6 protein-coding genes are annotated in these 6,435 nt (G+C 73.7%); 1 reads left to right on the top strand and 5 read right to left on the bottom strand.

All coding sequences use genetic code 11. The features are described from left to right. Positions 1 to 171: 171 nt before the first annotated feature. Entirely contained in the window at positions 172 to 981 is an 810-nt protein-coding gene (locus ACTWPW_RS52020; RefSeq protein ID WP_443173297.1) for an SAM-dependent methyltransferase, read from the bottom strand. 148 nt (positions 982 to 1,129) lie between these two features. On the opposite strand from ACTWPW_RS52020, the gene ACTWPW_RS52015 reads away from it, so the two are divergent. Next, positions 1,130 to 2,443 carry an FAD-binding oxidoreductase gene (locus ACTWPW_RS52015; RefSeq protein ID WP_443173296.1) on the top strand — a complete coding sequence of 438 codons (1,314 nt, stop codon included), beginning with the start codon at positions 1,130 to 1,132 and terminating at the stop codon, positions 2,441 to 2,443. Between the two features lie 39 nt (positions 2,444 to 2,482). Here ACTWPW_RS52015 and ACTWPW_RS52010 read toward each other — a convergent pair whose 3' ends face one another. The 4 genes from ACTWPW_RS52010 to ACTWPW_RS51995 form a co-directional block, all read right to left on the bottom strand. Then, positions 2,483 to 2,971, bottom strand: a complete 489-nt coding sequence (locus tag ACTWPW_RS52010; protein WP_443173295.1) for a luciferase domain-containing protein — start codon at positions 2,969 to 2,971, stop codon at positions 2,483 to 2,485. A gap of 38 nt (positions 2,972 to 3,009) precedes the next feature. Further along, positions 3,010 to 4,263, bottom strand: a complete 1,254-nt coding sequence (locus ACTWPW_RS52005; RefSeq protein WP_375112237.1) for an MFS transporter — start codon at positions 4,261 to 4,263, stop codon at positions 3,010 to 3,012. 55 nt (positions 4,264 to 4,318) lie between these two features. Then, positions 4,319 to 5,413: a hypothetical protein gene (locus ACTWPW_RS52000; protein ID WP_443173294.1), complete on the bottom strand. Its 1,095-nt coding sequence runs from the start codon at positions 5,411 to 5,413 to the stop codon at positions 4,319 to 4,321. A gap of 371 nt (positions 5,414 to 5,784) precedes the next feature. Next, positions 5,785 to 6,351, bottom strand: a complete 567-nt coding sequence (locus ACTWPW_RS51995) for a TetR/AcrR family transcriptional regulator (RefSeq protein WP_443173293.1) — start codon at positions 6,349 to 6,351, stop codon at positions 5,785 to 5,787. Positions 6,352 to 6,435 lie beyond the last annotated feature (84 nt).

The following is a 6,435-nucleotide window of genomic DNA, read 5'->3' as shown; positions in this document are numbered from 1 at the left end:
GCCCGCCTCGAACTGGCCGCCGCGCTCGGTGCGCTGGCCCGGCGGCTGCCCGGCCTGCGCCTCACGGGTTCGGTCGAGGACGTCGAATGGGTACGCGACGGGGTCGACCTCGGCCCCGCCGCCCTCCACGTCACCTGGTGACCGTCCGCAGGGCCGCCTTCCGGGCCCCGCTCAGCTCCCGGCGGCGGTGTCGGATCGGCGGAGGAGGAGTGTGACGAAGCCCAGGACGCCGCGGTAGCCGTTGAGCCACAGGTCGCGATGGTCACGTGCGGCGGCCAGGGCCGCGTCGCCGTCCGGGCCGGGGTGGGCGAGCGCCCAGCGGGTCAGGGTGCCGGTCCAGGACCACTCGTACTCGTCCCACTCGTCGAGGGTGCTGGTGTGGCCGTAGACGGTGGCGAAGCCGGCGCTCTCCATGCGCTCCACCGTGCCGGCCAGGTCGGCGAACTCGCCGGGCTCGGCGTCCAGCCGGGCGAGGAGCTCGGGCGCGGGCGGCCGCTCCCAGAAGCCCTCGCCGACCAGGGCGAGCCCGGAGGGCGGGCGCAGGTGGCCGCGTACGGAACGCAGGGTCGGCGCGAGCCCGCCGAAGGCGTGCGTGGCGCCGACGGACAGCACCAGGTCGTACGTCCCGGCGGAGGCCACCTCGGAGGCCGGCTCGGAGGACAGCCCGGAGGCCGCGCCGGTGGTGAAGTCGGCGGCCGGCATCCGGTGCAGCCGGAGCCGGTCCGAGACGCCGCGGCGCTCCGCCTCCTCCGCGGCGCGGGCCAGGGCCCGCTCGGAGACGTCCACCCCGTCGGCCGTCGCGTCCGGATAGAGCGCCAGCGCCCGCGTCAGCCACGCCGCCTCGCCGCAGCCGAGATCGAGGATGTGGGCCCGTGGCGGCAGCTTCGCCCGGCCGAGCAGGCGTTCGAGGCTGCTCTCGCTGATGGGCGCGGAGACGGGATGGTCCCCGTGGGCGACGCCGCTGATCTGATCACGTTCCATCCGAGGGAATATGCCTGATCAGCGGCCGGATGCCAAAACGCTGCGCGGAGAATACCCGGGTGTCCCGTCACGTTTCGTCTCCCGCGTCCGTCATATCGGCGAACCCGGACCCCCGGGGTTCGAAGACGACATGGGAGTTGAGAGAGACATGACGAACACCGATCTGCGCGGCGCGGTCGAGGGCAGGGTCCTGGTGCCCGGCGACGACGGGTTCGAGCAGGCGGCCACGGCGTGGAACCTGTCGGTACGCCAGCCCGTGGCCGCCGTCGTGGCGGCCACGGACGCCGATGACGTGGCGGCCCTGGTGCGGTACGCGAACAAGGCGGGGCTGACGGTGAGCGCCCAGCCGACCGGCCACGGCGCCTCGGGCGACACCGACGGGGTCGTCCTGCTGCGTACCGGGCTGCTGGGCGGCGTCGAGGTGCGCCGCGAGGAGCGGGTGGCCCGGGTGGGCGCCGGGGTGAAGTGGGGCGAGGTGCTGGCGCAGGCTGGGCCCCTCGGCCTGACCGGCCTGGCCGGGAGCAACCCCGCCGTCGGCGTGGCCGGCTACACCCTCGGCGGCGGCCTGAGCTGGTTCGGCCGCAGGCACGGGTTCGCGGCCGACAGCGTGCGCGCGTTCGACGTGGTGGGCGCCGACGGCGAGCCGGCCACGGTGACCGCCGGGTCGGACCCGGACCTGTTCTGGGCGCTGCGCGGCGGCGGTGGCGACTTCGCCCTTGTCACGGCGATCGAGTTCGAGCTGTATCCCGCGCCCGCCCTGTACGGGGGGCGCATGCTGTGGCCGGGCCACCGCGCCCGCGAGGTGTTCGAGGCCTTCCGCGAGATCACCGCCGAGGCACCGGGCGAGCTGTCCGTATGGTTCAACCGGGTGCAGTTCCCCCAGGCGCCGGCCATGGTCACCGTGGACGCCGCCTTCCTCGGCGAGGAGGGCGAGGGGCGCGCGCTGCTCGCCCGGCTGGACAAGATCGACGATGTGATCGCCGACAAGCGGGGGCCGATGGCCGTGGCCGACCTCGGCGACATCACCGCCGAGCCCACCGACCCGGCGCCCGTACGCTCCCGCACCGAGCTGCTCACCGGCCTGGACGACGCGGCGGCGGAGGCCCTGCTGGACGCGCCGATGGAGCCGCTGGTCGCCGTGCAGGTCAGGCACCTGGGCGGGGCGCTGGCCGCCGCCCGGCCGGACGCGGGGCCGAGCGGTCCCATGAGCGAGCCGTACATGGCCTACCTGCTCGGCGGCGCGTTCAACCCGGAGATGGCCGCGGCCGTGGGCGATCGGCAGCGGGCGTTCGCCGAGCAGCTCGGGCCGCTGGTGAGCGGGCGCAAGCCGTACACGATGCTGGGGGGCGGGGACCGGGCCGCGGCGGCCTTCTCCGAGCCGGACCTCGCCCGGCTGCGGGACATCAAGCGGGCCCGCGACCCGCACGGCGTGCTGCGCGCCAACTTCCCGGTCCGCGCGTGAACCCGGCGGTGTGGGGGCGGGCCTGCCCGAAGCCTCCGGTCAGAGGATCTGGCCGGAGGCGAAGGCGTGGCTGCGGCGCACCAGCTCCCACACCGTCTCCAGCTCGTCCTCGTCGCGCGGCCCGTACAGCAGGACGAGGGTGGGCGGGCAGCGGCCCTCGTGCACGATCGGGTGCAGCTCGGCCCACCCCTTCTCGACGGCCTCGGCCGCGTCGGCCTCGGGCAGGAGCGCGTGCAGGCTCCCGTCGAAGACGCCGTGCAGGTGCGCGAACTCGGTGCTGTCGCGGACGAACGCCGAGGCGGGCCCGTACGCGTACGCCGGCTCCATGTGCAGCGCGCGTGTCTCGGGCAGCGAGACGACGCTGGGACCGGTGCGTACGTGGTCCAGCCCGGACATGCGCCGCCACAGCTCCTCCTGCAGCTCCACCGGGGCGATCTGGTCGAGCTGCTGGTGCGGGATCTCCGGAGTGGTCGTGGGCCGCTCACCCAGCCGCTCCCCGAGAACGAACAGAGCGGATGTAATGGTCATCTCTGTCTCTTTAGTGCTCACACTTAGTTATCGTACAATTACCCTCGGTCGGCGTTCCATGGTGGTACGTCCTCGACGTCGCGGACGCCGCGCAGGGCCACATGGACCGGCAGCGGCGACAGGACGATGATCGCCCCGGCCGCCCACAGGGTCGCCCGCGGCCCCGCCACCTCCCCGAGCATCCCCCCGAGCAGCGCGCCGAGCGGGAACAGGCCCATCATGAAGCAGCGCATCGTGGCGTTGACCCGGCCGAGCAGGTGCCCGGGGCACAGGTGCTGGCGCAGGCTGACGCTGGTGACCGCGTACACGATCTGGCCCAGCTCGCCGGCCGCCGTGCCCACCACGAGCAGGGCGGCCGCCCACCCGGGTCCCGCCAGGGGGCCGAGCAGCGTGACCGGGCCGGTCACGGCCAGGGACAGCCAGATGATCCGGGCGGAGCCGAAGCGCCGGGCCAGGCGGGGCGTGAGGGCCGCGCCGATCATGACGGTGACCGAGCCGAGCGCGAGCACGATTCCGATCACCGTGGGCGGCAGGCCGATCGTGCGGACCATGAAGATGAAGGACACCGCCGAGGCCATCGCGAACGAGAAGTTGCAGGCCGCGCTGGTGAGCAGGATGGCGCGAAGGAGCCGGGTCCGCGCGACGAACGCCAGACCGTCCCGGATCTGCGTCCCGAGCCGGACCCCGTCCGTACGGCTCGGCGCGGCCGGCTCGCGCGTCCTGATCGCCAGCAGCGACACGGCCGACACCGCGAACGTCACGGCCTGGATCAGCACGACGTTCGCCGCGCCGAGCAGCGTGGTGGCCCAGCCGCCCAGGCCCGGCCCGACGAGCTGGCCCCCGGCGCGTACGGTCTCCATGGCCGAGTTCCCGGCGAGCAGTTCCGCCCTGCCGACGACGGACGGCAGGTAACTCTGGTAGCCGACGTCGAAGAAGACCCTCGCCACGCCGCTCAGCAGCGAGACCAGCACGAGGTGGGCGAGGGTCGGCGTCCCGAGGAGCGCCGCGAGCGGGATCGTCGCCAGCAGGACGGCGCGGGCCAGGTCGGCGGCGACGAGGACGGGCCGGCGGCGGCACCGGTCGATCCAGGCGCCGGCGGGCAGCCCGATCAGCGCGAACGCGACCGTCCCCGAAGCCGTGACGAGGCCGAGCTGCATCGGGGACGCCTGCAGGGTCACCACCGCGAGCAGCGGGATCGCGACCGCGCTGACCTGGGCGCCGAGCTGGCTGGTGGTCTGGCCGAGAAGCAGGAGCCGGAAGTCGCGGCGCCGGAACGGGGGATCACTGGGCACGAAAGCCTCCAGAGAGCTGGTGGGTGTGCCCCCACCCGCAGCTCCGAAGGCGTCGCTAGGGGAGGGGGACGTTACCGGCCCTCGCCGCAGCCGTCAAACCCGACAGGGCGGGCGGCGGGTAGGCGAACTCCTGGACACCGGCGAAGGTCTGCGGTCCGGTGATGCGGTAGCCGTGGGCGCTCTCGCTCGCCGCGTGCTCGGGGCCGACGTCGACGGTGTCGGCGGTCGACCAGACGCCGTTGACCTTCTGCTTGACGACGTACAGGAACTCGTTGAAGTCCTGGTAGGAGGAGACGAACGTGTTGACGACGGTCAGCGAGCGACGGTCGGAGGTGAGGGACGGTGGGATGTCGGCGCTCTGGTCCTTCCACCGGTAGACGCGCTCCACGTGCAGCGGCTGCCACGCACCGGCGGGGACCCCGTTCACGGTGATGGTGGCGCGCTGCATGCCGATGCCGGCGTCGAGGCGGCGGATCAGGCGTACGCCGGTGTTGGCCGGATCGACGGTCACGGTGAACCGGCTCGACCCGCCCTGGCCGAACGCCCGGCCGTCGTCGGTGACGGTACGGCCCCGAGGGGGTTCGGACGGGCCGCGACCCGGCAGCCAGAAGCCTGCCAGCACGCCCAGCGACGCGGCCGCGAGCGAGGCGAGCATCGCGACCACGAGCATCCGGCGCCGGCCCGGCCCGGGGTTGGGGGCGGGGGCCGTGTCGTGGGGAAGTACGGCGGGCTGCGCCGCCACGGTCGGGGCCTCGGTCGTGGTGGGCTGCCCGGCGGCGGCGGGTTGCCCGGGCGCGGTGGCTTGCCCGGTCAGGGCGGGCAGGCGCGCAATGCGTACCCGCTCCCAGGCCTGCTCCCACGCCGGGAGCCGCTGCTCGGGCACGCGGCACGCGCGCAGGAACGCCACCATCACCGCCTTCTTCGGGAAACGGCGACCGGCCAGCATGTCCGCGCAGGTGGCCCGCGGCAGCCGGGTGCCGCCCGCCTTGTCCGCCCGCGCCTCCAGCTCCCGCAGCGACACGTCGGCCCGCGCGAACTCCTCGGCCAGCAGTCTCACCAGGTCCTCGTGCCGGGTCACCGACTCCAGGCCGGGCGCGGGCGGTTCTCCGGCGATCTGGAGGCCCTCGCCCCCTTCCGCGTCCACGCCCATCGTCCCGGACCCTGCCCTCTCGCCGCACCTGATCGTGATTCACAGTGTACGAACGATGACTCTTCGTGTCCGAGAATTTCCGAGCGGCGACGGCCGCCGTCCGAGCCCGGCCGAGTCCGTCCGCGACCCTGTTGGACACCCCGATCGCGTGGCTTGGCTGGGCTCCGCAGGACAGGGCGCGAAGGAGGAATCACATGCGCGTCAGCAACCGGCCCGCCGGCGTCACCGTGGCCACGGCCTGGCGTTCGTGCACAGGTGGGCGTTCGCGGCGGGGCGCGGCACCTCCGCGGCGCCCGCGCCCGCCGCCGAAGCGTCCCGGGCGCCTTTGACGGGGTCTCCCGCGCCTGCGCTGCGCGGGAGGCCCGCGGGGGTCACGCCAGGGAGTCGATCCAGCGCTCCAGGCGGCGGCCCTCCATGGCCATGAGGCCGGGGTCGCGGAAGGTGTTGGTCAGCAGCGCGACGCCCTGGTACGCGGCCATCAGCGCGACCGCCAGCTCCCGGGCGTCGTCCCGCCCCATGGCCCGGAACTGGCTCTCGATCCAGTCCAGGAGCCCTCCCATGACCTTGGCGATCGCGCGGTCCAGGCCGTCGTCGCGCTTGTCCAGCTCGGAGGCGAGGGTGCCGGTCGGGCAGCCGAACTGGGCGGTGAGGTCGCGCTCCTCGATCCAGCCGTGCAGCAGCGCCTTGAGCCGCTCCGGCGGGGTGGGGAGCCGCTCCAACGCGTCGATCATGGTCTCGAGGTGGCGGCCGTGCGCCTCGATGGCCGCCTCGATGAGCTGGTCCTTGGTCTTGAAGTAGTAGTAGACGTTGCCCACCGGGACGTCGGCCGCGCGCGCGATGTCGGCGAGCGTCGTCTTCTCGACCCCCTGCTCGTGCAGCACTCGTACGGCGGCGCCGGCCAGCCGTTCCCGCTTCCCCGCCCGTGTTGAGTTAGTCACCTGACTCACTATAGACAGGCCCGCCCTCGGCCCGCTATGGTCCCGGACTAAGTCAGTCAACTAACTAACTCCATGGGAGCGAAT

This window comes from Nonomuraea sp. KM90, from assembly GCF_052246675.1.
Taxonomy (GTDB): Bacteria; Actinomycetota; Actinomycetes; order Streptosporangiales; family Streptosporangiaceae; genus Nonomuraea.
This window is presented reverse-complemented; position numbering and strand designations above follow the sequence as displayed.

What these genes read in the sequence shown, in the direction of transcription:
- ACTWPW_RS52020 (WP_443173297.1), bottom strand. Translation starts at nt 981, where the DNA reads ATGGAACGTGATCAGATCAGCGGCGTCGCCCACGGGGACCATCCCGTC.
- ACTWPW_RS52015 (WP_443173296.1), top strand. Translation starts at nt 1,130, where the DNA reads ATGACGAACACCGATCTGCGCGGCGCGGTCGAGGGCAGGGTCCTGGTG.
- ACTWPW_RS52010 (WP_443173295.1), bottom strand. Translation starts at nt 2,971, where the DNA reads ATGACCATTACATCCGCTCTGTTCGTTCTCGGGGAGCGGCTGGGTGAG.
- ACTWPW_RS52000 (WP_443173294.1), bottom strand. Translation starts at nt 5,413, where the DNA reads ATGGGCGTGGACGCGGAAGGGGGCGAGGGCCTCCAGATCGCCGGAGAA.